Here is a 22,882-nt window from a genome sequence, read left to right on the forward strand (position 1 = left end):
TCGTGCATTTCTCGCAGAAGATCCCGAACATCGACAATTCGCCAAAGTCTTCCGCGTGAAGTTTTTGAGATGCGCCGAGAGACCGAGCGCCGGCGAGCTTAAATCCCGCGAGCGTGTTCCTTTCGAGACCTTGCGCGACAGTTGATCGCAGTGCATTATTCTGCATGTGTAGTTCGCTGCGGGAGCGACGCCGATTTCAACGCTGGACGAATTGCCTGCCGTATCGCCCAAACGTCGCCTCCTGCGCGTCGGCAAGACCGTTGCGAGGGTGTTAGGCTATTGCCGGGCGAATGCCTGGCCACTCTTCCTGGCCGCCTGGTTTCCCTGCTTTCTGATGACGCTCTGTCTGGCGGCGCTTGTCCTTATTCTCTTTGCCGATCCGGAGCAGGTGCCTGCCTGGCTCCTATCGCAAGGCTTTGCCCACGGGACATGGCTTTCCGCGATTGTTGCCGCGCCGTTCTCGGCGATGGTCTTTGCATTCGTCCTGGATCGCATGGCAAACGCGCCCGAGCGCGGCCATATCGTTGTTCGACGCGGCATTGACCGAGTCAAACGCTTCGCTATCCCGGGCGTGCGCTTTGAGCTCGGCCAACGGATTCTTCTGGCTGCGTTGCTTCTCGCGGCCGTCCAGCTTCTCTGCGGCTTTGCGGTCGCCGGCGAGCACAGACTGTTTGTTGCCGGCCTACTGGCCACACATGACCTGCCGCTCAGCCCCGAGGACGTCGCTTCCTGGGCGATGGCGAGGGGAATCTTCAACATGCTTGTGGGCGGCTTCATACTTGCTTGGGAATATCTCCTTGTCGGCGATTTTCTCTGGACGGGCTCGTTTGATCCAGTCGGGTGCTGGCGTGCGCTCGACGGCAATCGTCTGCGTTTCGTCGCCATAATGTTCATCGTTTTCGCAATGGTTGCCATACTCAAATATGGGCTGGGCCTCGCCGTAGGCTTGATCCTGATTCCCGCGGACGGCGCGTCGCCTTCCTTGCTGAACCGTATGCTGATGCATTTCGGACTGGCCTGGCCGTTCGACGGCCTCCATCTCGTGCTTTCAGCCGCAACAGTAGGGACCATTCTCGGCGCGTTTCGGCCAAAAGCGAACGCTTCAGTCCGGCCGGCCGCAGCACCGTGATGGCGCTCGCCGGGGCTCCCTGGCGGCGCTGTGTGGATTGACTGCAGCCTGCTCGCTAGATCTCAGAATAGCCGTCCGCCGTCCGGCACCTTGCGCTCAATGGCGCCGAGCACCACGGCGCCCTCTTCGTCGGGAAAGCCGAGCGTCAGCACCTCCGACATGAACTTTCCGATCTGGCGCGGCGGGAAATTGACCACGGCGAACACCTGCCGGCCGACAAGCGTCTCCGGCGCATAGTATTTGGTGATCTGCGCCGATGATTTCTTCACCCCGATCGCAGGGCCGAAATCGATCTTCAGCTTGAATGCCGGCTTGCGCGCCTCGGGGAAAGGCTCGGCCTCGATGATGGTGCCGGCGCGAATGTCGACTCGGTCGAAATCGGCGAAACTGATCTCGGGCTTGCGCGCGCCACTCGCACTCATCTTGGATCCTGATCCGGCTCAGGCGGTGCCGTAGGTCTCGAACAGCACGCCGGCAAGCGCGTCCTTGGCCGAGGTCCCCGACCAGACGACGAACTGGAAGGCCTGGAAATAGCATTCGCAGGCCTCGAGAGCCGACGACAGCAGCACCTCGACCTGCTGGCTCGACGGCTCGACCCCGCCGGCAAGCAGTAGCGACTGGCGGAACATGATCGCGCCTTCCTGCTCCCACAGGTCGAAATGGCCGAACAGCATCTGTTCGTTGATCAGCGACAAGAGCCGCATCACCTCCAGCGCGCGCGTCTCGGGCACCTTGATGTCGAAGGCGCAGGCCAGATGCAGCGCCTCGAAATCCTCCATCCAGGAGAAGGAGACATGATAGTCGGTCCAACTGCCCGCCACCGAAATCGAAATCTCATCGTCGCCGGCACGCTCGAACGACCAGTCATTGTTGTGGGCCACCTGCTCGATGACATCCACCGGGTGGATTTCGCGGGAGAATTCGAGTTCGAGAAGTTCCATGGATGCTTCCTGTGTTCAGGGGAGCGCCACACGCTCCGCGGGGCACACACGACGAACAATCTTGTCTAGAACTCGGACGGCCAGGAACTTCGTCAAACGCAAAGACCCCAGACCGGACCCCACCGCCCGGCGCATGACCCTGCTTCGAATCATGCAACAAATTCAGTCTATTGATCGGGAGTCGCGTGACCAGCCCAATTTTTCGCAGTGCGTCATTCGCATGTGGAAAGGCGCTGTCACGATGATTCATGCAATGCCGGTAAGCGATTCACGGCAAAGCGCTTTTTCGGATTGTGCTTTGTGGAAAAGTTTAACGATTATTTTTTCGTTTTGGCCTTCGTCGCCGCCGCTGGTGCGGCCTGCCCGGTGAGTTCGGCAAGCTTCGCCTCGAGCGCCTCGATGCGGGCGGCGAGCAGGACGTTGTCTTCACGGGCTTTCACCGCCATCTCGCGTGCGGCCTCGAACTCCTCGCGCTGCACCACGTCCATGGTATTCAGGATGCGCTCGGCCTGGCCCTTGAAGGCCGTCTCCACTTCGCGCCGCACGCCTTGCGCGGCGCCGGCGGCATCCGTCATCAGCTTGGCGAATTCATCGAGAATGCGGTTCGGTCCGGTCGACATGGCAAATCCTCGCTTGCTCGATTTGACGTAGTGGCGCGCGGCGCGGAATGCAAGAACGTTGCGGCGGCTGCGGCATCGCACCTCGCCGGCCGAGCCTGTACGTGATGGCGCCTCGTGGCCTATTGTAGTGCTTTCAAGTCGACCTGCGTCAAGCACGAGTCGCTCTCAGTCAGGGTCAACCAATGACAACGCCCCCGCGCCGACCGACAAATCCGATGGCAGCCGCGGAGGCCGCCTTCAAGCCGACCAAGAAACCGGCGATCCCAATTCGCGAACCCTCAGCCGCGCCGAACGTCAGAGAGCTTGTTTCGATCAGAATCGATCGTGCCGTGCTGGACCACTTCCAGGAAGACGGTCCCGGCTGGCAGGACAGGATCAATGACGCTCTAAGGCGGATGGTCGGCGGCAAGCCTCAGGATTGACCCCGCCATCTGCGGCGGCCAAGGCAACCACCACCTTGCCTTGACCCTGCCAAAACCCTGCCGCATCGTCCGCGCCCGAAACCAGAACGCACCCGGGAGACCCTGTTGAGCGAATATTTCCTGTTGCCGCTGGCCTCCCTGCCCTTCCCCAACATCGACCCGGTCATCGTCCAGATCGGCCCGCTGGCGGTGCACTGGTACGGCGTCGGCTACATCGTCGGCATCCTCTTTGCCTGGTGGTACGCCAAGCGCCTCGTCACCAATGCCAGGCTGTGGCCGGACGGCGCCTTGCCGATGAAACCGGAGGATCTCGACGACTTCATTGTCTGGGCAGCGATCGGCGTCGTGGTCGGCGGGCGCGCCGGCTATGTGCTGTTCTACGACCTGGCGCGCTACATCGCGCATCCACTCGACATCGTCGCCGTCTGGCAGGGCGGCATGTCGTTCCATGGCGGCCTGCTGGGCGTCATCCTCGCCATGACGCTGTTCTCCTTCAAGCGCGGCATCCGCACATGGACGCTGTTCGACGTGGTGTCAGCGGGCGTGCCGGTCGGGCTTGGCCTTGTGCGCGTCGCCAACTTCATCAATTCCGAGCTCTGGGGGCGGCCGACCGACGTGCCATGGGCGGTGGAGTTCCCCAATGGCGGTCCGTTCTCGCGCCATCCGAGCCAGCTTTACGAAGCCCTCCTCGAAGGCCTGGTGCTGTTCCTCGTGCTGCGCTTCCTCACCCATTCCAGGCTGAAGCTGAAGACGCCCCGCTTCGTCGGCGGCGCCTTCATCTGCGGCTACGGCCTGTCGCGCATCTTTGTCGAATTCTTCCGCGAACCGGACCAGCAGCTCGGCTACCTGCTCGGCACCAACTGGCTGACCATGGGCATGATCCTGTCGACGCCCATGGTGCTGGCCGGCATCTGGGCGATGGCCACGGCCAGGCCGGTGACGCAGACGCAACCGGCATGACGCGGCTGAAGACCCGCATCATCGATCTCATCGGTGCGGTGGGGCCGATCCCGGTCAGTGAATACATGGCGCTTTGCCTGTTCGATCCCGAGGACGGCTATTACACCACCCGCGAGCCTTTCGGCGCGGCGGGCGATTTCGTCACCGCGCCGGAGATCAGCCAGATGTTCGGCGAGCTGGTCGCCGTCTGGCTCTACCAGGCCTGGCAGGCTTCTGGCCGGCCGCTGCCCGCAACCATCGCCGAGATCGGCCCCGGCCGCGGCACGCTGACGAAGGACATGCTGCGCGCCGTCCTGCGGCTCGATCCCGCCTTCGCCGCCGGCGTCTCGTTCGCCATGATCGAGACCAGCCCGCGCCTGACCGAAGTCCAGAAGGAGACGCTCGCCGGCCAGCCGGTGAGACTTGACTGGCACCAAACCATCGAGACGCTGCCGAAAAAGCCGCTCTTCATCGTCGGCAACGAACTGTTCGACGCCGTGCCCATCCGCCAGTTCGTTCGGACCAGCTCCGGCTGGCGTGAACGCATGGTCGGCCTCGACGACGAGGATGGCCTGCGCTTCTTCGCCGGCGCCGGCTCGGTCGATCCCTCCCTGCTGCCAGCGGGCGCCGCCGACGCCCCGGAAGGGGCTGTGGTCGAAGTGGCGCCTGCCCGCGCCGCGCTGATGGCGGCCATTGCCGAACGGATAGCCCGACATGGCGGCGCCGGCCTGTTCATCGACTACGGCCATCTTCAGCCCGGCATCGGCGACACGCTGCAGGCCTTGCGCAAGCACGATCACGACAAAGTGCTGGCCAATCCCGGCGAGGCCGATCTGACCGCGCATGTCGATTTCGCCGCCCTCGCCGCCGTGGTCCGGGCCCACGGGCTCGATGTCCAGATGACGACGCAAGGCGACTTTCTGCTCGGCCTGGGCCTGCTCGCGCGCGCCGGCCAGCTTGGCGCCAAGGCCGACGACAGCGTGCGGCAGGCCATTTCCGATGCGGTCGAGCGTTTGGCCGGACCGGATGCGATGGGCGAGCTCTTCAAGGTATTGAAAATCCAGCCAAAAGTGGGCACGTCCTGATCCGCCGACGAGGCCCGATCGGCATCGGACGCACGCCGCCTGTTCGAGCCTCGTTCCGAACTTCGCCTTGACGAAATCCTCGGCGCGGACAACAAACCCATCCATGCTTGATCAGACCAAACCGGATCCTGTTCGCTCGCCGCTGCTCGACGCCGCCAGGACGCACGGCATCCGCCACGGCTATTTCACCCGCGTTGGCGGGGTCTCCGCCGGCATCTATCGCGGCCTCAATATCGGCACCGGCTCGAATGACGACCAGGAGCGCGTTGCCGAGAACCGCCGCCGCGTCGCCGACTGGATGGGCGTGCCGGCCAGCCATTTGCTGACCGCTCATCAGGTCCATTCGCCCGATGTCGTCATCGCCAGGGAACCCTTTGCCGGCCCGCGCCCCCAGGCCGACGCCATCGTCACCGACCGGCCGGGCATTGCCGTCGGCGCCTCGACGGCCGATTGCGGGCCGGTACTGTTCGCCGACGCCGAGGCGCGCGTCGTTGGCGCCGCGCATGCCGGCTGGAAAGGCGCCTTCGCCGGCGTGCTTGAAAACACCGTTGCGGCGATGGAAAGCCTCGGCGCCCGCCGCGAGCGGATCGTGGCGGTTCTCGGACCGTCGATCGGGCCGGAGAATTACGAGGTCGGCCCGGAATTCGTCGCTCGTTTCGTCGACGCCGATGCCGGCAATGTCGGTTATTTCGCGCCTTCGGCAAAGCCCGGCCACGCCATGTTCGACCTCAACCTCTATACGGTCGACCGGCTGAGAAAGGCGGGGGTCACCGCCGAGGGACTCGGCCGCTGCACTTACACTGAAGAAGACCTTTTCTATTCCTACCGGCGCACCACCCATCGCAAGGAAGCGGATTACGGGCGCCAGGTTTCGGCAATTGTTTTGGAGAAAGAATAATGGCGTTGCACTTCGAACGATCGGAATTCGACGCGCGGCGCGACCGGCTGATCATCGAGATGACGGAGAAGAAGCTCGACGCCGTGCTCCTGTTCGCACAGGAGAGCATGTACTGGCTGACCGGCTACGACACGTTCGGCTTCTGCTTCTTCCAGTGCCTTGTGGTGAAGGCCGACGGCTCGATGGTGCTGCTGACCCGCTCCGCCGATCTCAGGCAGGCGCGCCAGACCTCGATCATCGACAACATCGTTCTGTGGACCGACCGCGACGGCGCCAATCCGGCGATCGACCTGCGCAACCTGCTCAACGAACTCGACCTGCTCGGCGCCCGCATCGGCGTCGAATACGACACTCACGGCCTGACGGCGTACAACGGCCGCCGCCTCGACGAGCAGTTGCAGACCTTCGGCCAGATCGCCGATGCCTCCGGCATCGTCGGCCGGCTGCGCCTGTTCAAGAGCCCGGCCGAGATCGCCAAGGCCGAAAAGGCCGCCAGCCTCTCCGACGACGCGCTCGACGCGGCCCTGCCGCTGATCAAGCAGGGCGGCGACGAAGCGCTGATCCTCGCCGCCATGCAGGGCGCGGTCTTTGCCGGCGGCGGCGACTACCCGGCCAATGAGTTCATCATCGGCTCCGGCGCCGACGCGCTGCTTTGCCGCTACAAGGCCGGTCGCCGCAAGCTGACCAAGAGCGACCAGCTGACGCTCGAATGGGCCGGCGTCTTCCACCACTATCACGCGCCGATGATGCGCACGGTGCTGACCGGCAAGGTTTCGAAGCGCCATCAGGAGCTGTTCGATGCCGCCCGCGCCGCGCTTCTGGCGGTGGAGAAGGCGATGACGCCGGGCAACACCTTCGGCGACGTCTTCGACGCGCACGCCCGCACGCTCGAAGCCCACAATCTGACCAAGCACCGGCTGAACGCATGCGGCTATTCGGTTGGGGCCCGCTTCACCCCATCCTGGATGGACATGCCGATGTTCTATCAGGGCAATCCCGAGCCGATCGCGCCCAACATGACGCTGTTCGCCCACATGATCATTATGGACTCCGAAACCGAGACTGCGATGACCCTGGGCCGCACCTACCTGACCACCGAATCGCAGCCGAGGCCGCTGTCCCGCCATGATCTCGACTTGATCGTACAGTGAATCCATAATGGCAGGTTCGCGAGGGGCGTTCTTCGCCAGGGAGTTTTCAGGCAGATGAGACGATCGCAGGTGACGACCGTGTCATTGCTTGCCGCGTTGGCGTTGGCCGCCTGCACCAATGCCAAGGACGTTCTGGAACCCTCGGCCATCACGCCGCCGGCGGCCTCGGCGCAGACCCTGCCTGCCACTCAGAGCAATACGGCAACCACGACCGTTCCAGCGCCGTCGACGACTGCCCCGGCTGTTTCGTCGCCGGCTCCCGCTTCACCGGGCCAGAGCACCGCCGCCCTCGCCAGGACAAGGCTGCAGGTGGCGCCGATCGTCGGCGCCTCGGTGGAATCCGCGGCACCGCTGACGGCCGAGCTGCAGACGCGCGCCAGGCAGCGCGGCATCACGCTTGCCGGCAGCACCGACCAGACCGCCACGCATGTGCTGAAGGGATATTTCTCGGCGATCTCGGAAGGCAGCGACACCACCGTGATCTACGTCTGGGACATTTACGATCCCTCGGGCAACCGGCTGCACCGCATCAACGGCCAGCAGAAGGCGCCTTCGGTCAAGGGCGGCGACGGCTGGACGGCGGTCGCGCCGGCGACCATGCAAGGCATCGCCGACCAGACGATCGACCAGTTCGCCGCCTGGCTCGGCGGACAGGCCGGCTAAGCTGTTGCCGGCTTTCATCGCCTGCGACGTTTTTGACCTTGGCCGACGGAATCCCGATCACGAGGCTTGCAATACCGGCGCGGGCCGCTAAAAGCCCGCATCAAAGGCTCATGAGAGTCTGTCCGGTCTCTCCATCCTTCACCAGGAACGGTGCATGAAGCTTTTCGCGGGCAATTCCAACAGGGTGCTGGCCGAGGCGGTCGCTCGCTATCTGAACATCCCGCTGGGGAAGGCCAGCGTCCGGCGCTTCGCCGATCAGGAGATCTTCGTCGAGATCCAGGAGAACGTGCGCGGCGAGGATGTCTTCATCCTGCAGTCCACCTCCTTTCCGACCAACGATCATCTGATGGAACTGCTCATCATGATCGACGCCTTCATGCGCTCCTCGGCGAAGCGCATCACGGCGGTCATCCCCTATTTCGGCTATGCCAGACAGGATCGGCGCGCTTCCGGCCGCACGCCGATCTCGGCCAAGCTGGTCGCCAACATGATCACGCGCGCCGGCGTCGACCGCGTGCTGACGCTCGATCTCCATGCCGGCCAGATCCAGGGCTTCTTCGATATCCCGACCGACAACCTCTTCTCGGTGCCGGTGATGGCCCGCGACGTTAAGGCGAAATACAAGCAGCTCGCCAACGTCGTCGTCGTCTCTCCCGACATTGGCGGCGTGGTGCGGGCGCGGGCGCTGGCCAAGCGCTTCGATGCGCAACTCGCCATCGTCGACAAGCGCCGCGAACGTCCGGGCGAATCGGAAGTGATGAACATCATCGGCGCTGTCGCCGGCAAGGATTGCCTGCTGATCGACGACATCGTCGATTCCGGCGGCACGCTGTGCAACGCGGCCGACGCGCTGCTGGCCAACGGCGCCACCAGCGTCACCGCCTACATCACCCATGGCGTGCTCTCGGGCGGCGCGGTCGCCCGCATCAGCGGCTCGAAGCTGCAGGAACTGGTGATCACCGATTCCATCCAGCCGACCCAGGGCGTGCTCGACGCGCCCAACATCCGCGTCATCTCGATCGCCGACCTGATGGGCGAGGCGATCTCGCGCACCGCGACCGAGGAATCGGTGTCGAGCCTGTTCGACTAGACCCCTGTTCGACTAGACCATTGCGTTTTCCGGTCTGGCCGGGCCGCTCAGCCGCCGCACGCCCTCCCCGGCATCGCGCGCGCCGCGCATATAGCCGCGCGGCGAGGCGCCCAGCATGCGCTTGAACATGGTGATGAAGGCCGGCACGCTGTCATAGCCGAGGTCGAGCGCTACCCTGGTGATCGGCTCGCCGTCGGCAAGCCTGGGCAGCGCCGCGAACAGGCACGCCTGCTGGCGCCATGTCGACAGCGACAGCCCGGTCTGGCGATGGAAGGCGCGGGTGAAGGTACGGCGGCTCATGCCGGCGGCGTCGGCCCATTCGTCGATCGTCGCATGCGGCGAGGGTTCGGCGACGAAGCGCCGGCAAAGCGCCGCCAGTTTCGGATCCGACGGGAACGGCAGGCCGAGCGGCCGCTCCGGCAGGTTCGGGATCTCATGCAGCAGAAGCCCCATGATCAGCCCGCCGCGCCCTTCGAGCTCCGCGCCCTGCGGCAGCTTTTCCGATTCCACGATCAGGCTGTGCATCAGCTCGGTGATGCCGACGACGCGCAGTCCCTCCGGCAGGCCGGCAATCGCGTTCGGCATCACATAGACCGAACGCATCGAGACATCGCCCAGCATTTCGACGGAATGCTCGATCCCGGCGGGGATCCACATGGCGTGGTCGGGCGGCACCATCCAGCGCCCGTGTTTCGTCGTCACCAGCACGACGCCGACCAGCGCATGCAGCAACTGGCTGCGGCTGTGGCGATGCAGTGGCACGTGATAGCCGTCGGGATATTCGGTCGGCAGCGCCACCGCTGGGCCGACAGCCTCCTCCAGCCACTGCCAGCGGCTCTGGTGCAGCCGGCCGAGTTCGGCGGCATCGCCCTTGAAGACTTCCCTGCCATGCGGCATTGGCGATGGCCCACTTGCGAAACTATTGGACCAAACCACGAAAGAAGTCGCTTTGCAACCATCCTATAAGGCTGCCTGCGGATCGTTGCCTAGAAGTCCACGGAGCATGCCTTGACCGACACCACAGCCACCGCCGTCGCCACTCCGGCGCCGGCCAGCCACACTTCGGCGCAAGCGACGGCCTTCACCGTCATTCTTGCGGTGAGCTTCTGCCACTGCGTCAACGACATCATGCAGTCGCTGCTGTCGGCCATTTATCCGCTTCTGAAAGACAATTACGGTCTCGATTTCTGGCAGATCGGGCTTTTGACCTTCACATTCCAGGTGACGGCGTCGCTGCTGCAGCCGCTGATCGGCGCTATCACCGACAAGCGGCCGATGCCCTATTCGCTGCCTTGGGGCATGGCCTCCTCGCTGATCGGGCTGGTCGTGCTCGCACATGCCGGCCACTACTGGCTGCTGCTGATCGGCGCCTCGCTGATCGGCATCGGCTCGGCGATCTTCCATCCGGAATCTTCGCGCATCGCCCGCTTCGCGTCGGGCGGCCGCTACGGTCTTGCCCAGTCGCTGTTCCAGGTCGGCGGCAATTTCGGCCAGGCGATGGGGCCGCTGCTCGCTGCCTTTATCGTCGTGCCCTTCGGCCAGACCAGCATCTCCTGGTTCGCCGTCGGTTCGCTGATCGGCATTGTCGTCCTGTGGCAGGTCGGCGGCTGGTACAGCCGGCTGCGCGCCTCGCTCGCCAGCCGCAAGCAGGCCAGCTTCGTCTCGCCCTTCCCGCGCCGCAAGGTCATGTGGGCACTGGCGGTGCTGACGCTGCTGGTGCTGACCAAGAACGCCTACATCGCCTCGATCTCTAGCTACTACACCTTCTACGCCATCCATAAGTTCGGCGTTTCGGTGCAGATGAGCCAAGTCATGCTGTTCCTGTTCCTCGGCGCCTCGGCGCTGGGCATCCTGCTCGGCGGCCCGTTCGGCGACCGCTATGGCCAGAAGGCGATGATCTGGTTCTCGATCGTCGGCGTGCTGCCGTTCACGCTGGCGCTCCCCTACGCCAACCTCGAATGGACGATGGTGCTGACGGTGCTGATCGGGCTCATCCTGTCGTCAGCCTTCTCCAACATCGTCGTCTTCGCGCAGGAACTGGTGCCTGGTCGCGTCGGCATGATTGCCGGCATCTTCTTCGGCTTCGCCTTCGGCATGGGCGGCATCGCCGCCGCCGTGCTCGGCGTCCTGGCCGACATGAAGGGCATCGACTTCGTCTACCAGGTCTGCTCGTATTTGCCGCTGCTCGGCCTGCTGACGGTGTTCTTGCCGAACATGAAGGAAGCGCGGAAGGCGGAAGCGGTGACCCGTTAAGGAACCGCCGATCTTCGGGACTCGACGTGAGCTCGTGGCAGTTGCCACGCGCTCATGGATTCTCTCCCACACGCCAGGCGAAAGCCTGTTAGTGTTTGAAACGTGTGCGCGACATCACGAGACGTAGCGCGAACGCCTTCAACTTGACCTGAAGTGCCGGGCTCAGCGCCCGATCGGTGCGCTGCGCTACGAGCGAGATGAGGCAATCTGTAGTGTCCAGACTTAAAGACAAGGTCGCGCTGATTACCGGCGGCACCAGCGGCATCGGTCTGGCGACGGCGCGGCGCTTCATTGAGGAAGGCGCTCGTGTCGCCATCACTGGCACCAACACGGGCCGTCTCGAGGAGGTCCGCAAGATTCTTGGCGGCGATACGTTTGTCATCGCCGCCGACGCCGGCGATGTTACGACGCAGAACGATATCGCGCGACAGATCGGAGAAACCTTCGGCAGGCTCGACGCCGTCTTCCTCAACGCCGGCATCGCCAACCTGCGCCCGCTCGATGACTGGACCGAGGCGGCGTTCGACAGGAGCATCGATATCGACCTCAAAGGCCCGTATTTCCTGATCAAGGCCCTGGTGCCGCTGCTTTCGAACCCATCCTCGATCATCCTCAGCGGCTCGGTCAACGCGCATATGGGAATGGCCGGGACACACGTCTATTCGCTCGCCAAGGCCGGCATGATCTCGCTCGCCAGAACGCTCTCCGGCGAACTGATAGGGCGCGGCATCCGCGCCAATGTGATCAGCCCGGGTCCGATCGACACGCCGCTCAACGACAAGCTCGGGCTGGATGCCGAAGCGGCGAAGGCGCGCGCCGAGGCAGTGGTCGGCCTGGTGCCTGCCGGTCGTTTCGGGACCGCCGAGGAAATTGCCAACGCAGTGGTTTTTCTCGCTTCGGACGAATGCCCGTTCATCGTCGGTGCGGAAATTCTGATCGACGGCGGCTTGAGCATCGCCTGATATCGGCACGGCCTGACCCAAGAACACCCGCCAGATGGCGGGTGTGTTTTGTTATGTTCCGAAAGGCCTTACGCCTTGAAGAAGGCCAGAAGGTCGGCGTTGATGATGTCGGCATGGGTCGTGGCCATGCCATGCGGAAGACCCTTGTAGACCTTGAGCTCACCCTTCTTGAGCAGCTTGATGGCGAGCAGCGCGGAGTCCGCGATCGGCACGATCTGGTCGTCGTCGCCATGCATCACCAGCACCGGCACGTCGATTGCCCTAAGGTCCTCGGTGAAGTCGGTTTCCGAGAATGCCTTGATGCAGTCGTAGTGCGCCTTGGTGCCGCCCATCATGCCCTGGCGCCACCAATTGTCGATGACGCCTTGCGAGACTTCGGCGCCGGGACGGTTGAAGCCGTAGAACGGGCCGGCCGGAACATCGCGGAAGAACTGGGCGCGGTTGGCGGCCTGGGCGGAGCGGAAGCCGTCGAACACCTCGATCGGCAGGCCGCCGGGATTGGCCGCGGTCTTGAGCATGATCGGCGGCACCGCGCCGATCAGCACCGCCTTGGCGACGCGGCCGCCAGCGCCGTACTTGGCAACGTAGCGGGCCACCTCGCCGCCGCCGGTGGAATGACCGACATGGATGGCGTTCTTGAGGTCGAGATGCGCAGCGAGTTCGGCGACATCGGCGGCGTAGGTGTCCATCTCGTTGCCGGTATCCGTCTGGGTGGAACGGCCATGGCCGCGCCGGTCATGAGCGATGACGCGATAGCCCTTCGACAGGAAGAACAGCATCTGGGCGTCCCAGTCGTCGCTGCTCAACGGCCAGCCGTGATGGAAGACGATAGGCTGGCCAGCTCCCCAGTCCTTGTAGAAAATCTCGGTTCCGTCCTTGGTGGTGATCGTGCTGCTGCCCGGCTTGGTCATCTCAATCTCCATTGATTATTTTCGCGATAATCAATATCGCGACAACGATATCGTTAGCGCAGATCGAAACCCCTGTCCACAAGAAATATGTATCGCGATATCATTTTCCGTGGTAAACATTGCAAAATGCTCAGTCGGCAAAGGGAATTCGCCGTGCCTCTCCCGTTGGACAATCAGCTCTGTTTCGCCCTCTACGCCACGAGCATGGCGATCAACCGCACCTACAAGCCCATGCTCGACGAGATGGGGATCACCTACCCGCAATATCTCGTGCTCAACGCGCTGGGAGAGGCGGATGGCATGTCGGTCGGCGCGATCGCGCGCAGGCTGGCGCTGGAATCGAGCACCGTCACGCCTCTGGTCAAGCGCATGGAGCAGGCCGGTCTTGTGAGCCGCCAGCGCAGCCATGCCGACGAGCGCCAGGTGCAGGTTGATCTCACCGTGGCCGGCCGGGCGCTGCTCACGCAATGCAACTGTCTGGGTGAAACGCTCATCGAGCGCTCCGGGATGACATTGGCCGAGATCGATTCCCTCACCCAAAAGGTCTGGGCCTTGCGCGAGGCGCTCGCTGCCGATCAGACCGCTGTTCCGGGCCGACCGTTGGAAATGTAACTCTTCACGCGCGGCAATGGCGGCGCCTCGAGACCCGCGAAAGGGTCGCGCCATGCATCGATCGCCTCGAGTTGGTCATACCAGCGGCGTATCGACGGATAGTCGTCGAGCGGCAGCCCGGCAGCATCGTTGAAGGGCAGAAACGTCGCCATGCGAAAGTCGGCGTACGAGACGGAATTTCCGACCAGCCACTCCCTTTGCGCGAGCACCGGGGCGAGGATGGCGGCAGCCGCGTGGAAAACCCTGAACCCTTCCTCGACCAGGGCCTGGTCGATAGGACCCAGCCCCCAGCGCTGCTTGGTGCCGCGCTCGAAATGCACCATGTCGCAGCCTCTGGCGAAATTCTCCTTGCCCCAGCTTATCCAGCGGATCATGTCCGGCTCATCGTCCCCGCCGCGCCAAAAATTCGAGCCCACCTCGCGGGAGAGCCGACAGGCGATGGCGTCGGCCTCCCACAGGCTCCATCCGGAGCCGACCAGTATCGGCAAGGTCAGATTTGGGTTGAGCACGCGATAGCGCTCGGCCTGCCCCGATGCCATGGGTGAGGCGAATTCGAACGTAACGTCCGCTTTGAGATGGCGCGCCGTCGCGACTCCGAGGCGAGGATTGGGATTGCGGCTGAACAGGAGTTTCATATCGAATGCTCGCGGGTTGGTTGAGACAACTGCCGCAGGACGATTGAAGCCTGCCCGATCCTACATCCGGACGGACGGGGAATCTTGACTGTGTGCTTTCGACATTGGAAACGTCGCGAAAGCCTTCCAGACCAACCGCTTGCGCCTGCGCCCGCCTTCCGCTATAGAGCCGCCACCCGCGTAGACACCCTTGGAGGCAACGCGGCGGAAGGCTGCCTTCCCTTGTGATCCCCGAACAAAGGTCCGCTTCTGGCGGCCACCGGCGTTCGGACATCCAGGCCTGGCGGCTTTCGACGTTTCGGCTGGGCATATTGCCTGCCGCAAACGCTCCACAACACGCGAAAGGAAATGCCATGAGCCACGATACTTACGAGCTCAAGGCCGAAGCGCGCGAACAGGTCGGTAAGGGGTCCGCCCGTGCAGTTCGCCGTAACGGTAAAGTGCCTGCAGTGATTTACGGCGACAAGCAGCCTCCCCTGGCGATCGCCCTCAACTACAAGGACGTCTACTACAAGATCCACGGCGGCGGGTTCCTGACCACGGTCGCCACGATCGATGTCGGCGGCAGCAAGATCCAGGTTCTGCCCAAGGACTTCCAGCTCGACCCGGTCAAGGATTTCCCGGTCCATGTCGACTTCCTGCGCATCGGCAAGGACACCGAGGTCAATGTCGACGTGCCTGTCCACTTCATCAATGAGGACAAGTCGCCCGGCATCAAGCGCGGCGGCGTGCTCAACATCGTGCGTCACGAGGTCGAGTTCCACTGCCCGGCCAACGCGATCCCGGAGTTCATCACCGTCGATCTCGCCGGCACGGATATCGGCGACTCGATCCACATCTCGGCGGTTACGCTCCCGGCCGGCGTCAAGCCGGTCATCGCCGACCGCGACTTCACCATCGCCACCATTGCCGGCTCGTCGGCGATGAAGCCCGAGGTCGAAGAGACGGTCGAGGCGGCAGCGCCCGAAGCGGCTCCGGCCGCCGAAGAGAAGTAATTTTCCCGCCCGGAGACGACGATGCTTGTGTTCGCAGGCCTCGGCAATCCGGGCGCGAAATATGCCAACAACCGGCACAATGTCGGTTTCATGGCGGTGGACGCGATCGCCCGCCGCCATTCTTTTTCGCCCTGGTCGAAGAAATTCCAGGGCCTGATCGCCGAAGGTACGCTCGCCGGCGAAAAGATCCTCCTGGTCAAGCCGCAGACCTTCATGAACCTGTCCGGCCAGGCGGTCGGCGAGGCGCTGCGCTTCTACAAGCTCGAGCCTGCCGCGCTCACCGTTTTCTATGACGAGATCGACCTTGCCGCCGGCAAGGTTCGGGTCAAGGTCGGTGGCGGCTCCGGCGGCCACAACGGCATTCGCTCGCTGGACGACCATATCGGCAAGGCCTATCGCCGCGTGCGTGTCGGCGTCGGCCATCCGGGCGTCAAGGAAATGGTGCACGGCCACGTGCTTGGCGACTTCGCCAAGGCGGACCGCGAATGGCTCGAGGTTCTGCTCGACACCATCGCCGAGGACGCCGGCCTGCTGGCCAAGGGCGACGACAATTCCTTCATGAACCGCATCACGCTCGCCCTGCGTGAAAAACTGACGCCAACCGGCGACGACGACCGCCCGCCGCCCAAGGCGGCGAAGGCGCAGAGCCACATTCGCCAGGCACGGCCGCAGCAGGCGCCGGCAAAGCTGCCCGAAACCGGCCCGATGGCCGCCATGCTGAAGAAGCTGTTCGGCGGCAAGGGCTGAACGTCGCCGGGGATGGCGGCCGAGGGCTTGACGTTCGTCACCCCTTTCGCCCATAGCCCTGATCAAATTTCGATTTCCCGATAGGACCGGACAAAATGGGTTTCAAATGCGGCATCGTCGGCTTGCCTAATGTCGGCAAGTCGACGCTCTTCAACGCGCTGACCAGGACGGCGGCGGCGCAGGCCGCCAACTATCCGTTCTGCACCATCGAGCCCAACACCGGCGAGGTCGCGGTGCCGGACTCCCGCCTGCAGAAGATCGCCTCGATCGCCAAGTCGAAGGAGATCATCCCGACACGCATCTCCTTCGTCGACATCGCCGGCCTGGTGCGCGGCGCCTCCAAAGGCGAAGGGCTGGGCAACCAGTTCCTCGCCAACATCCGCGAGGTCGACGCCATCGTCCATGTGTTGCGCTGCTTCGAGGACGATGACATCACCCATGTCGAGGGCCGCATCGACCCCGTCGCCGATGCCGAGACGGTCGAGACCGAGCTGATGCTCGCCGACCTCGAAAGCCTCGAGCGCCGCATGGTCCAGTTCCGCAAGCGCGCCGCCGGCAAGGACAAGGAAGCGATGACCGTGCTGCCGATGATGGAGGCGGCGCTCGAACTGCTGCAGGCCGGCAAGCCGACCCGCATCCTGTTGAAGGGCATAGCGGCGGAGGATCTGCGCATCCTGCAGGGGCTGAACCTGCTCACCTCACACCCGGTTCTCTACGTCTGCAACGTCGCGGAAGCCGATGCCGCGACCGGCAACGAGCACTCCAGGGCCGTGGAAAAGATGGCCGCCGCGCAGGGCGCCGGCACTGTCGTCATCTCGGCGGCGATCGAAGCCGAGGTTGCCCAGCTTTCCGACGAGGAGGAGATGGAGTTCCTTGCCTCTCTCGGGCTCGACGAGCCGGGTCTCAACAAGGTGATCCGCGCCGGCTACGACCTGTTGCATCTCATCACCTATTTCACCGCCGGGCCGAAGGAGACGCGCGCCTGGACCATTCACAAGGGCGACAAGGCCCCTCAGGCGGCCGGCGTCATCCATACCGATTTCGAGCGCGGCTTTATCCGCGCCCAGACCATCGCCTTCAACGACTTCGTCACCCTCGGCGGCGAAGTTGCGGCCAAGGAGGCCGGCAAGGCCCGCGATGAAGGCAAGGAATATGTCGTCCAGGACGGCGACGTCATGCTGTTCAAGTTCAACACCTGACGGTCTGGGCTACGCGCGGCTGGCTCACCAGAAATGACTTGACCAAACGCCTGTTGGCCGGCATCCGGGGTGCCGATCCTAACGGGATCGCGCGTTCGTCAACCGGATCCGGACCATGACCGCAAAGACCTGGGCCTATGAGGATTTCGTCGAGGGCGCCTCGCTCGACCTCGGTGTGAAGCACGTATACGCCGCCGAGATCATCGCGTTCGCCAGCGAGTTCGACGCCCAGCCGATGCACCTCGACAAGGCGGCCGGCAAGGCCAGCATCCTCGGCGGCCTGTCGGCTTCGGGCTGGCACACCTGCGCGATGTTCATGCGCATGCTGTGCGATGCCTTCCTGCTCGACTCGACTTCGCAGGGATCGCCCGGCATCGAACACGTCAAATGGAAGAAGCCGGTGCTCGCCGGCGATACGCTCAGCGGGACGGTGACCGTGCTTGCCAAGCGCCAGTCCAAATCGCGGCCTCAGCTCGGCCTCGTCACCATGCGCAGCGAACTGTTCAACCAGCGCGGCGAGAGCGTCTTCGAGCTCGAGAACACCGGCATGTTCCTGACCCGGGAGGCCGCGGCGTGACCCTCGACGAGTTCTTCCTGATCGGCCACACCGTCACGCTGGGCGCGCACAAATTCGAGCCCGACGAGATCAAGGCCTTCGCCCGCAAATACGACCCCCAGGTCTTTCATGTCGATGAGGAGGCTGCGAAGAAGAGCGTGCTCGGTGGCTTGTGCGCCTCCGGCTGGCACACCGCCGCCACCTGGATGAAGTACAATCTCGAAAAGCGCATGGAGACCGAGGGGGTGCGCTGGACCGGCCCAGGCCCGCAGCCCGAATTCGGCCCCTCGCCCGGTTTCCGCAACCTGAAATGGCTGAAGCCGGTCTATGCCGGCGAGACCGTGACCTTCACGCGCACCGCGCTCGCCCACCGCCCGCTTGCCGCGCGCCCCGGCTGGAACCTGCTCACGCTGCGCTGCGAAGCCTTCGATTCGACCGGCGACAAGGTCATCGAGTTCGACAGCGCGGTGCTGGTGAAGGTGGAGTAGCCTCTTCCTTCTCCCCGTTCACGGGGAGAAGGTGCCCGAAGGGCGGATGAGGGGCGGCACCGGCGCAAGTGTCTGAAACTCGACGGCCGCGCTTACCCCTCACCCTGGCTCCGCTCGCGTTGCTCGCTCCGCGTCCCTCTCCCCGTAAACGGGGCGAGGGATAAGGCGCTCAATGCCCCTCGAAGCCGATCAGCGTCCGCACCGGCACGCCGAGCGCTTCGAGCTTCTGGCGCCCGCCGAGATCCGGCAGGTCGATGACGAAGCAGGCGGCGACGATGTCGGCACCGATCTGGCGCAACAGCTTGACCGCCGCCTCCGCCGTGCCGCCGGTGGCGATCAGGTCGTCGACCAGGATCACTTTCTCACCGGGCGAAACGCCGTCCTTGTGCATCTCCATCTCGTCCAGCCCGTATTCCAGGCTGTAGGCGACGCGCACCGTCTCATAGGGCAGCTTGCCCTTCTTGCGGATCGGCACGAAGCCGGCCGAGAGCTGGTGCGCGACGGCGCCGCCGAGGATGAAGCCGCGCGCCTCGATGCCGGCGATCTTGTCGACCTTCAGCCCGACATAGGGATGTACCAGCTCGTCGATGGCGCGGCGGAAAGCACGCGCATTGCCGAGCAGGGTGGTGATATCGCGGAACAAGATGCCCGGCTTCGGATAGTCCGGAATGGTGCGGATGGCCGCGAGCAGCGTTTCTTCGAGAGAGGATTTCATGGGCGGTTGATCCGTTGCCGTACAGTTTTGCCGGCTAGCGGCCCAAAAGAAAAGGGCGCCCATCGGCGCCCTCGCATTTTTCCGGTCGCAGCCGCTCAGTGGGCGACGTCGGCCCACACCTTGCGCTTGGTGAGATAGACCAGCGCGCCGAACAGGAGCAGGAACACCAGCACGCGGAAGCCGGTCTTCTTGCGGTCCTCCAGATGCGGCTCGGCGGCCCACATCAGGAAGGCCGAGACGTCGCGGGAATACTGGTCCACCGTCTGCGGCGAACCGTCGTCATAGGTCACCTGGCCGTCGGAGAGCGGCTTCGGCATCTTCAGCGACACGCCGGACAGGAAGTACGGGTTGTAGTGCGTGCCCTCGGGGATCACCATGCCGGCCGGCGGCGTCTGGTCGTAGCCGGTCAGCAGCGAGTGGATGTAGTCGGGGCCGCCCTGGGCGTACTGGGTGAAGATGTCGAAGACGAAGCGCGGGAAGCCGCGCTCGACGCCGCGCGCCTTGGCGAGCAGCGACATGTCGGGCGGTGCGGCGCCGCCATTGGCCGATGCGGCGGCCTGCTCGTTCGCGAACGGCGCCGGGAAGTGATCGGACGGCTTGCCCGGGCGGTCGAACATGTCGCCGGCATCGTTCGGGCCGTCGTGGATCGTGTATTCGGCGGCCAGCGCCTTCACCTGCCCGTCCGAATAGCCGAGCCCTTCCAGCGTGCGGAAGGCAACCAGGTTCATCGAATGGCAGGCCGAGCAGACTTCCTTGTAGACCTTCAGGCCGCGCTGCAGCTGGGCCTTGTCATAGGTGCCGAACGGTCCGGCGAAGCTCCAGCTCATTTCCTTCGGCTCGTCGATGGGGAAATGCGTCGGTGCCGCCGCGTTATGTGCCTCTTCGGCGATGGCGCCTGCACCTGTCATCCAGGTGCCCGCGGCCACCAGGCCAAGCAGAGCCAGCGAGGTGAGAATCTTTTTCATACCCAAATCCCCTTAGATTCTCAGCCCTTGGTTTCCGGCGCGGCGTTCGCGCCGGCCGGATGTCCGCCGCCGCCCTTGTTCTTTTCCAGCACCGCCTCGGTGATCGAATTCGGCAGCCTGCGCGGCGTCTCGATCAGCCCGAGCACCGGCAGCGCGACCAGGAAGAAGGCGAAGTAGAACAGTGTCGCCATCTGCGCCATGAACACATAGCTGCCTTCGGCCGGCTGCGAGCCCAGCCATCCGAGCAGGATGGCGTCGGCCACGAACAGCCAGAAGAACAGCTTGTACCAGGGGCGGTAGACCGCCGAGCGCACCTTGGACGTGTCGAGCCACGGCACCAGGAACAGCATGGCGATGGCGCCGAACATGCACAGCACGCCGCCGAGCTTGGAGTTGATCGGCCCGATGTTGAAGGTGATGGCGCGCAGGATCGCGTAGAACGGCAGGAAGTACCATTCCGGCACGATATGGGCAGGCGTCTTCAGCGGGTTGGCGACCGTGTAGTTGTCCGGGTGGCCAAGGAAGTTCGGCAGGTAGAAGACGAAATAGGCGAAGACGAACAGGAACACGATCATGCCGAACGCGTCCTTGATGGTGGCGTAAGGCGTGAAGGCAACGGTATCGGTCTTCGACTTGACCTCGATGCCGGTCGGGTTCGACTGCCCGACGACATGCAGCGCCCAGATATGCAGCACGACGACGCCGGCGATCATGAACGGCAACAGGTAATGCAGCGCGAAGAAGCGGTTCAGCGTCGGGTTGTCGACGGCAAAGCCGCCGAGCAGCAGTTCCTGGATCCAGTTGCCGACCAACGGAATGGCGCTGAAGAAGCCGGTGATGACGGTGGCGCCCCAGAAGCTCATCTGTCCCCAGGGCAGCACATAGCCCATGAAGCCGGTCGCCATCATCAGCAGGTAGATGATGCAGCCGAGGATCCACAGCAGCTCGCGCGGCGCCTTGTAGGAGCCGTAATAGAGGCCGCGGAAAATGTGGATGTAGACGGCGACGAAGAAGAACGAGGCGCCGTTGGAATGGAGATAGCGCAGCAGCCAGCCCGAATTCACGTCGCGCATGATCTTCTCGACCGAATCGAAGGCGAGCGTGGTGTCCGACGTGTAGTGCATGGCCAGCACGATGCCGGTCAGGATCTGCGACGCCAGCATGATCGACAGGATGCCGCCGAACGTCCACATGTAGTTGAGGTTGCGCGGCACCGGATAGGCGACGAAGCTATCATAGACCAGCCTGGGCAGCGGCATGCGGGCGTCGAACCAGCGTCCGAGACCGGTCTTGGGCGTATAGGTCGAGTGTCCCTCGCTCATCGAAATATCCCCTGCCTCAACCGATAAGGATCTTGGTATCGGAAATGAACTTGAATACCGGCACCGCCATGTTCTCGGGCGCCGGGCCTTTGCGGATGCGGCCGGCGGTGTCGTACACCGAGCCGTGGCACGGGCAGAACCAGCCGCCGAAATCGCCTTCCTGGCCAAGCGGGATGCAGCCGAGGTGGGTGCAGACCTGGACCATGACCATCCAGGCTTCCTTGCCGGGCGTCGTGCGGTTGGCGTCGGTCGCCGGAGCGTCGGCCGGCAAATTGGCGTTGCGGGCGATCGGGTCCTTGAGGTCGGCGAGATTGACGGCCTCGCCGTCCTTCATCTCCTTCTCGGTGCGATTGCGCACCACGACCGGCTTGCCGCGCCACTTCACGATCAGCGACGTTCCCGGCGTCAGCGACGAGACGTCCACTTCGACCGAGGCCAGCGCCAGCGTCGAGGCGTCGGGGCGCATCTGGTCGATGAACGGCCATGCGACGGCCCCCGCGCCGACCACGGCGGCCGTGCCGGTGGCGACATAAAGGAAATCACGACGGTTGGGATCGTGGGTATCGGTTGCGCTCACGGGTGCCTGATCCTTTCGCCTCTTCCGTGCCGGCGGCCGAGCCTTGTCCCCGCTCAATCGCGCCGGCCCGACAGCGCATGGCGAACAGGCTAGCGAATTCCTCCGGCATTTGGAGTTCGGTTTATGCGTGAAGCCCGTTTTTGTCCAGTCGGGTGAAGGCACAAGGTCAGATTGTCGCGGGGGTAAAATCCGATGCCGGACGGCGCTGCGCCGAAGGGTCGCCAAACAGCCCGAAACGACCGCAAAAACAACGGCGATCATTGCCACGCCTTTGCCTCGACAGTCGGCGCCGGCTCGGTCTATTCTGCCCTCATGGCGCACGTCATCGACCGCGACAAATGGGCCAGGATGCCCGACCGTTGGCAAGGCGAGCTCGAATGCGGCGCCTGGGGCTCCAACTCCTGCCTGATCTTCAATTATCTGCCCGGAACCGGCGGCGGTCCGCGCCTGCACCGGCATCCCTACGCGGAGATCTTCATCGTCCGCCAGGGCAGCGGCCTGTTCACGGTCGGCGACCGGGAGATCGAGGCATTCGCCGGCCAGATCGTGATCGTGCCGCCCAACACGGCGCACAAATTCACCAATCTCGGCCCCGGCCCGCTGGAGACCATCGATATTCACGAGAACGGCAGCTTCGTCACCGAGTGGCTGGAGTAGATCCCCGGTACGGCAAGAGACCCGAAGGCAGCGCCTATTTCGCGCCGAGCCTGACCAGGACTGCCCTCGGTATGTCGTATTCGCGGATCACCGCATCGTGCTTGCGCAACCCGCAGAGCTCGCGCTGGATGAAATAGGCATGCACGGCCTCGGCGGCGTCCTTGAGCAGTCGCGGCCGCCGCTCCTCGTCGTCGCCGTTCTCGCGCAGTCTGGCCAACGTCGCCTCGACGCGCTGGCCGGCGCGGCCGAGAGCCGCCGCCTTTTCGGCGAGGATCTCGTGGCCGAGCAGGTCGAGTGCGCTCTCCTGCGCGCCCGCGCGTCCGAAATTGGAGGGCATGCGAACCGACATT

Annotated in this window: 28 protein-coding genes; 17 read left to right on the forward strand and 11 right to left on the reverse strand. The window is 64.1% G+C overall.

Translation table 11 applies throughout. The features are described 5' to 3' along the window. Positions 1 to 211: 211 nt before the first annotated feature. Complete coding sequence (locus EN846_RS06845) at positions 212 to 1,129, forward strand: hypothetical protein (RefSeq protein ID WP_245493364.1); 918 nt, start codon at positions 212 to 214, stop codon at positions 1,127 to 1,129. Positions 1,130 to 1,191: 62 nt separating this feature from the next. On the opposite strand, the gene EN846_RS06850 is transcribed toward EN846_RS06845, so the two are convergent. From EN846_RS06850 to EN846_RS06860, 3 genes are all read right to left on the reverse strand, one after another. Continuing rightward, the gene (locus tag EN846_RS06850) at positions 1,192 to 1,551 is read right to left on the reverse strand and encodes a tRNA-binding protein (RefSeq protein WP_127285886.1); all 360 of its coding nucleotides are present in this window, start codon (positions 1,549 to 1,551) and stop codon (positions 1,192 to 1,194) included. Between the two features lie 18 nt (positions 1,552 to 1,569). Then, positions 1,570 to 2,070 carry a YbjN domain-containing protein gene (locus EN846_RS06855; protein ID WP_127285885.1) on the reverse strand — a complete coding sequence of 167 codons (501 nt, stop codon included), beginning with the start codon at positions 2,068 to 2,070 and terminating at the stop codon, positions 1,570 to 1,572. 317 nt (positions 2,071 to 2,387) lie between these two features. After that, positions 2,388 to 2,690, reverse strand: coding sequence for an accessory factor UbiK family protein (locus EN846_RS06860; RefSeq protein WP_127285884.1), 303 nt, complete (start codon positions 2,688 to 2,690; stop codon positions 2,388 to 2,390). Positions 2,691 to 2,872: 182 nt separating this feature from the next. On the opposite strand from EN846_RS06860, the gene EN846_RS06865 reads away from it, so the two are divergent. The 7 genes from EN846_RS06865 to EN846_RS06895 all read left to right on the forward strand — a co-directional run bounded on the left by EN846_RS06865 (position 2,873) and on the right by EN846_RS06895 (position 8,938). Next, positions 2,873 to 3,112, forward strand: a complete 240-nt coding sequence (locus tag EN846_RS06865) for a BrnA antitoxin family protein (RefSeq protein WP_127392945.1) — start codon at positions 2,873 to 2,875, stop codon at positions 3,110 to 3,112. Between the two features lie 105 nt (positions 3,113 to 3,217). Beyond that, entirely contained in the window at positions 3,218 to 4,072 is an 855-nt protein-coding gene (gene lgt, locus EN846_RS06870; RefSeq protein WP_127392946.1) for a prolipoprotein diacylglyceryl transferase, read from the forward strand. Continuing rightward, positions 4,069 to 5,136 carry a class I SAM-dependent methyltransferase gene (locus EN846_RS06875; protein WP_127392947.1) on the forward strand — a complete coding sequence of 356 codons (1,068 nt, stop codon included), beginning with the start codon at positions 4,069 to 4,071 and terminating at the stop codon, positions 5,134 to 5,136. Before lgt ends, EN846_RS06875 begins: the two co-directional genes overlap by 4 nt. Positions 5,137 to 5,239: 103 nt before the next feature. After that, positions 5,240 to 6,034 (forward strand): peptidoglycan editing factor PgeF, encoded by a 795-nt coding sequence (gene pgeF, locus EN846_RS06880; RefSeq protein ID WP_127392948.1) that lies wholly within the window; start codon positions 5,240 to 5,242, stop codon positions 6,032 to 6,034. Beyond that, positions 6,034 to 7,185: a Xaa-Pro peptidase family protein gene (locus EN846_RS06885; protein WP_128273768.1), complete on the forward strand. Its 1,152-nt coding sequence runs from the start codon at positions 6,034 to 6,036 to the stop codon at positions 7,183 to 7,185. The genes pgeF and EN846_RS06885 overlap by 1 nt, the downstream gene beginning before the upstream one ends. Before the next feature lie 54 nt (positions 7,186 to 7,239). Next, complete coding sequence (locus EN846_RS06890; RefSeq protein ID WP_127282828.1) at positions 7,240 to 7,848, forward strand: hypothetical protein; 609 nt, start codon at positions 7,240 to 7,242, stop codon at positions 7,846 to 7,848. A 154-nt stretch (positions 7,849 to 8,002) separates the two neighbouring features. After that, positions 8,003 to 8,938 (forward strand): ribose-phosphate pyrophosphokinase, encoded by a 936-nt coding sequence (locus EN846_RS06895; protein ID WP_006202540.1) that lies wholly within the window; start codon positions 8,003 to 8,005, stop codon positions 8,936 to 8,938. A gap of 12 nt (positions 8,939 to 8,950) precedes the next feature. On the opposite strand, the gene EN846_RS06900 is transcribed toward EN846_RS06895, so the two are convergent. Then, the gene (locus tag EN846_RS06900) at positions 8,951 to 9,835 is read right to left on the reverse strand and encodes a helix-turn-helix transcriptional regulator (RefSeq protein ID WP_127392498.1); all 885 of its coding nucleotides are present in this window, start codon (positions 9,833 to 9,835) and stop codon (positions 8,951 to 8,953) included. Between the two features lie 111 nt (positions 9,836 to 9,946). On the opposite strand from EN846_RS06900, the gene EN846_RS06905 reads away from it, so the two are divergent. Both EN846_RS06905 and EN846_RS06910 read left to right on the forward strand, forming a co-directional pair. Next, positions 9,947 to 11,191: an MFS transporter gene (locus tag EN846_RS06905; RefSeq protein ID WP_127392499.1), complete on the forward strand. Its 1,245-nt coding sequence runs from the start codon at positions 9,947 to 9,949 to the stop codon at positions 11,189 to 11,191. A 212-nt stretch (positions 11,192 to 11,403) separates the two neighbouring features. Further along, positions 11,404 to 12,153, forward strand: a complete 750-nt coding sequence (locus tag EN846_RS06910) for an SDR family oxidoreductase (protein ID WP_127392500.1) — start codon at positions 11,404 to 11,406, stop codon at positions 12,151 to 12,153. A gap of 68 nt (positions 12,154 to 12,221) precedes the next feature. Here EN846_RS06910 and EN846_RS06915 read toward each other — a convergent pair whose 3' ends face one another. Further along, positions 12,222 to 13,064, reverse strand: coding sequence for an alpha/beta hydrolase (locus EN846_RS06915; RefSeq protein WP_127392501.1), 843 nt, complete (start codon positions 13,062 to 13,064; stop codon positions 12,222 to 12,224). A gap of 153 nt (positions 13,065 to 13,217) precedes the next feature. Here EN846_RS06915 and EN846_RS06920 point away from each other — a divergent pair, with 153 nt between their 5' ends. After that, complete coding sequence (locus EN846_RS06920; RefSeq protein WP_126059384.1) at positions 13,218 to 13,676, forward strand: MarR family transcriptional regulator; 459 nt, start codon at positions 13,218 to 13,220, stop codon at positions 13,674 to 13,676. Here the strand turns inward: EN846_RS06920 and EN846_RS06925 are convergent. Further along, a complete protein-coding gene (locus EN846_RS06925; protein ID WP_127282824.1) occupies positions 13,640 to 14,311 on the reverse strand; it encodes a glutathione S-transferase family protein in 672 nt (223 codons plus the stop codon). The genes EN846_RS06920 and EN846_RS06925 overlap by 37 nt on opposite strands. Before the next feature lie 353 nt (positions 14,312 to 14,664). On the opposite strand from EN846_RS06925, the gene EN846_RS06930 reads away from it, so the two are divergent. The 5 genes from EN846_RS06930 (at position 14,665) to EN846_RS06950 (ending at position 18,296) form a co-directional block, all read left to right on the forward strand. Then, positions 14,665 to 15,306, forward strand: a complete 642-nt coding sequence (locus EN846_RS06930) for a 50S ribosomal protein L25/general stress protein Ctc (RefSeq protein WP_127282823.1) — start codon at positions 14,665 to 14,667, stop codon at positions 15,304 to 15,306. A gap of 21 nt (positions 15,307 to 15,327) precedes the next feature. Further along, complete coding sequence (gene pth, locus EN846_RS06935; RefSeq protein WP_127392502.1) at positions 15,328 to 16,053, forward strand: aminoacyl-tRNA hydrolase; 726 nt, start codon at positions 15,328 to 15,330, stop codon at positions 16,051 to 16,053. A 95-nt stretch (positions 16,054 to 16,148) separates the two neighbouring features. Next, positions 16,149 to 17,252: a redox-regulated ATPase YchF gene (ychF, locus tag EN846_RS06940; RefSeq protein WP_127392503.1), complete on the forward strand. Its 1,104-nt coding sequence runs from the start codon at positions 16,149 to 16,151 to the stop codon at positions 17,250 to 17,252. A gap of 115 nt (positions 17,253 to 17,367) precedes the next feature. After that, complete coding sequence (locus EN846_RS06945; RefSeq protein ID WP_127392504.1) at positions 17,368 to 17,829, forward strand: MaoC family dehydratase; 462 nt, start codon at positions 17,368 to 17,370, stop codon at positions 17,827 to 17,829. Further along, entirely contained in the window at positions 17,826 to 18,296 is a 471-nt protein-coding gene (locus tag EN846_RS06950; protein ID WP_127392505.1) for a MaoC family dehydratase, read from the forward strand. The genes EN846_RS06945 and EN846_RS06950 overlap by 4 nt, the downstream gene beginning before the upstream one ends. A 169-nt stretch (positions 18,297 to 18,465) precedes the next feature. Here the strand turns inward: EN846_RS06950 and EN846_RS06955 are convergent, their stop codons facing one another. The 4 genes from EN846_RS06955 to petA form a co-directional block, all read right to left on the reverse strand. Then, the gene (locus tag EN846_RS06955; protein ID WP_127392136.1) at positions 18,466 to 19,011 is read right to left on the reverse strand and encodes an adenine phosphoribosyltransferase; all 546 of its coding nucleotides are present in this window, start codon (positions 19,009 to 19,011) and stop codon (positions 18,466 to 18,468) included. 95 nt (positions 19,012 to 19,106) lie between these two features. Beyond that, the gene (locus EN846_RS06960) at positions 19,107 to 19,976 is read right to left on the reverse strand and encodes a cytochrome c1 (protein WP_127392135.1); all 870 of its coding nucleotides are present in this window, start codon (positions 19,974 to 19,976) and stop codon (positions 19,107 to 19,109) included. Positions 19,977 to 19,996: 20 nt separating this feature from the next. After that, positions 19,997 to 21,298: a cytochrome b N-terminal domain-containing protein gene (locus tag EN846_RS06965; RefSeq protein ID WP_127282816.1), complete on the reverse strand. Its 1,302-nt coding sequence runs from the start codon at positions 21,296 to 21,298 to the stop codon at positions 19,997 to 19,999. Between the two features lie 16 nt (positions 21,299 to 21,314). Then, positions 21,315 to 21,875, reverse strand: a complete 561-nt coding sequence (gene petA / locus EN846_RS06970; RefSeq protein ID WP_127282815.1) for a ubiquinol-cytochrome c reductase iron-sulfur subunit — start codon at positions 21,873 to 21,875, stop codon at positions 21,315 to 21,317. Between the two features lie 312 nt (positions 21,876 to 22,187). Here petA and EN846_RS06975 point away from each other — a divergent pair, with 312 nt between their 5' ends. Continuing rightward, a complete protein-coding gene (locus tag EN846_RS06975) occupies positions 22,188 to 22,532 on the forward strand; it encodes a cupin domain-containing protein (protein WP_127282833.1) in 345 nt (114 codons plus the stop codon). Positions 22,533 to 22,566: 34 nt separating this feature from the next. Here the strand turns inward: EN846_RS06975 and EN846_RS06980 are convergent, their stop codons facing one another. Then, positions 22,567 to 22,881: a DUF6665 family protein gene (locus EN846_RS06980; protein ID WP_127392134.1), complete on the reverse strand. Its 315-nt coding sequence runs from the start codon at positions 22,879 to 22,881 to the stop codon at positions 22,567 to 22,569. Between the last annotated feature and the right edge of the window lies 1 nt (position 22,882).

Source organism: Mesorhizobium sp. M4B.F.Ca.ET.203.01.1.1 (genome assembly GCF_004791025.1).
Lineage (GTDB): Bacteria > Pseudomonadota > Alphaproteobacteria > Rhizobiales > Rhizobiaceae > Mesorhizobium > Mesorhizobium abyssinicae.

What these genes read in the sequence shown, in the direction of transcription:
- EN846_RS06945 (WP_127392504.1), top strand. Translation starts at nt 17,368, where the DNA reads ATGACCGCAAAGACCTGGGCCTATGAGGATTTCGTCGAGGGCGCCTCG.
- EN846_RS06855 (WP_127285885.1), bottom strand. Translation starts at nt 2,070, where the DNA reads ATGGAACTTCTCGAACTCGAATTCTCCCGCGAAATCCACCCGGTGGAT.
- EN846_RS06885 (WP_128273768.1), top strand. Translation starts at nt 6,034, where the DNA reads ATGGCGTTGCACTTCGAACGATCGGAATTCGACGCGCGGCGCGACCGG.
- EN846_RS06865 (WP_127392945.1), top strand. Translation starts at nt 2,873, where the DNA reads ATGACAACGCCCCCGCGCCGACCGACAAATCCGATGGCAGCCGCGGAG.
- EN846_RS06965 (WP_127282816.1), bottom strand. Translation starts at nt 21,298, where the DNA reads ATGAGCGAGGGACACTCGACCTATACGCCCAAGACCGGTCTCGGACGC.
- pth (WP_127392502.1), top strand. Translation starts at nt 15,328, where the DNA reads ATGCTTGTGTTCGCAGGCCTCGGCAATCCGGGCGCGAAATATGCCAAC.
- EN846_RS06930 (WP_127282823.1), top strand. Translation starts at nt 14,665, where the DNA reads ATGAGCCACGATACTTACGAGCTCAAGGCCGAAGCGCGCGAACAGGTC.
- EN846_RS06955 (WP_127392136.1), bottom strand. Translation starts at nt 19,011, where the DNA reads ATGAAATCCTCTCTCGAAGAAACGCTGCTCGCGGCCATCCGCACCATT.
- EN846_RS06925 (WP_127282824.1), bottom strand. Translation starts at nt 14,311, where the DNA reads ATGAAACTCCTGTTCAGCCGCAATCCCAATCCTCGCCTCGGAGTCGCG.
- EN846_RS06875 (WP_127392947.1), top strand. Translation starts at nt 4,069, where the DNA reads ATGACGCGGCTGAAGACCCGCATCATCGATCTCATCGGTGCGGTGGGG.
- EN846_RS06980 (WP_127392134.1), bottom strand. Translation starts at nt 22,881, where the DNA reads ATGTCGGTTCGCATGCCCTCCAATTTCGGACGCGCGGGCGCGCAGGAG.
- EN846_RS06915 (WP_127392501.1), bottom strand. Translation starts at nt 13,064, where the DNA reads ATGACCAAGCCGGGCAGCAGCACGATCACCACCAAGGACGGAACCGAG.
- EN846_RS06895 (WP_006202540.1), top strand. Translation starts at nt 8,003, where the DNA reads ATGAAGCTTTTCGCGGGCAATTCCAACAGGGTGCTGGCCGAGGCGGTC.
- EN846_RS06890 (WP_127282828.1), top strand. Translation starts at nt 7,240, where the DNA reads ATGAGACGATCGCAGGTGACGACCGTGTCATTGCTTGCCGCGTTGGCG.
- EN846_RS06860 (WP_127285884.1), bottom strand. Translation starts at nt 2,690, where the DNA reads ATGTCGACCGGACCGAACCGCATTCTCGATGAATTCGCCAAGCTGATG.
- ychF (WP_127392503.1), top strand. Translation starts at nt 16,149, where the DNA reads ATGGGTTTCAAATGCGGCATCGTCGGCTTGCCTAATGTCGGCAAGTCG.
- pgeF (WP_127392948.1), top strand. Translation starts at nt 5,240, where the DNA reads ATGCTTGATCAGACCAAACCGGATCCTGTTCGCTCGCCGCTGCTCGAC.
- EN846_RS06960 (WP_127392135.1), bottom strand. Translation starts at nt 19,976, where the DNA reads ATGAAAAAGATTCTCACCTCGCTGGCTCTGCTTGGCCTGGTGGCCGCG.
- EN846_RS06975 (WP_127282833.1), top strand. Translation starts at nt 22,188, where the DNA reads ATGGCGCACGTCATCGACCGCGACAAATGGGCCAGGATGCCCGACCGT.
- EN846_RS06900 (WP_127392498.1), bottom strand. Translation starts at nt 9,835, where the DNA reads ATGCCGCATGGCAGGGAAGTCTTCAAGGGCGATGCCGCCGAACTCGGC.
- EN846_RS06850 (WP_127285886.1), bottom strand. Translation starts at nt 1,551, where the DNA reads ATGAGTGCGAGTGGCGCGCGCAAGCCCGAGATCAGTTTCGCCGATTTC.